General features: G+C 67.8%; 1 protein-coding gene and 1 pseudogene. Both read right to left on the bottom strand.

The window, feature by feature from the left end; genetic code table 11:
• Positions 1–603, bottom strand: a 603-nt coding sequence (locus OOZ48_RS18390; RefSeq protein WP_269500267.1) for an ATP-binding protein, incomplete at its 3' end; no start/stop codon positions are given.
• Between the two features lie 20 nt (positions 604–623).
• Positions 624–983, bottom strand: a pseudogene (locus tag OOZ48_RS18385) (IS21 family transposase); the annotation flags it as partial.

Here is a 983-nt window from a genome sequence, read left to right as displayed (position 1 = left end):
CTGGCTGGTCACCAGCGTGGCGCGTGCGCCGGCGCGGTCATCCAGGATTTCCATCAGCGCTTCGCGGGTCAGGGTGTCCAGGCCCACCAGGCCCCAATCGTCCAGCACCAACACCTGCGTCTTGGCCAGTTGCAACAACCACTTGGCGTAGGAACCGGCCGCTCGCAGGGTACGCAGTTCTTCAGCCAGCCGCGGCACACGCAGATAGCGGGTGCTATGGCCCTGACGGCAGGCGTACTGCGCCAGGGCGCAGGCCATCCAGGTCTTGCCGCAGCCGGTGGCGCCGGTCAGGATGACGGTATGCCCGGCGCTGGCCCAGTCGCTCAGCGCCAGGCTGGTGAATCGGCTGCGCTCGATACCGCGCCCGGGGCGGGTGTCGAAGTCCTCAATGGTCGCCTGGGGATACCTCAGGCGGGCCTGTTGCAACAGCCGCGTGCAGCGGCGTTCGTGACGGTGGTCGCATTCCTGTTGCACCAGCAAGGCCAGGCGCTGCTCGAAGGCCAGTTCGCTGGAAGCAGGCTGTTCGATCTGGCGTTGCAGGGCGGCGGCCATGCCCAGGAGTTTCAACTCGCGCAGTTGGGCGAAGGTTTGTTGATGAAGCATTTCGATTCTCCCTGGAGGGCTCAGTGGTAGGAACGGGCGCCGCGCAGGTGCTCGTGTGGCGGGCTGTGCCAGTCGGTGCCGGCGGCCTGTTCAACACGGTCACGGCCGTTCACCAGGATGTCGCGCACGGTGCGGTAGTAGCACGAGTGCAGTGACAGGGCGATGGCGCAGGCGGCCTCCAGCCGCGCCTTGCCGTAGCGCTTGGCCAGCGAGAGCAGCCCCAGGGCCGAGCGATAGCCGTGCTCGGGGTGTTTGTGGCGCACCAGCAGTTGCTCGATGAGGGCGCCGGTGGCCACCCCGATGGTCAGCCCCCAACTGATCAGGCGCTGGGGCGTCCATTGGCGATGCGCCCGGTGAGCGGCGGGCATGTGGGCCTCGAC

The organism is Castellaniella sp. S9 (assembly GCF_027257175.1).
GTDB lineage: Bacteria > Pseudomonadota > Gammaproteobacteria > Burkholderiales > Burkholderiaceae_B > Castellaniella.
Note: the sequence above shows the minus strand (reverse complement) of the source record. Positions and strands in the feature narration are given on the sequence as shown.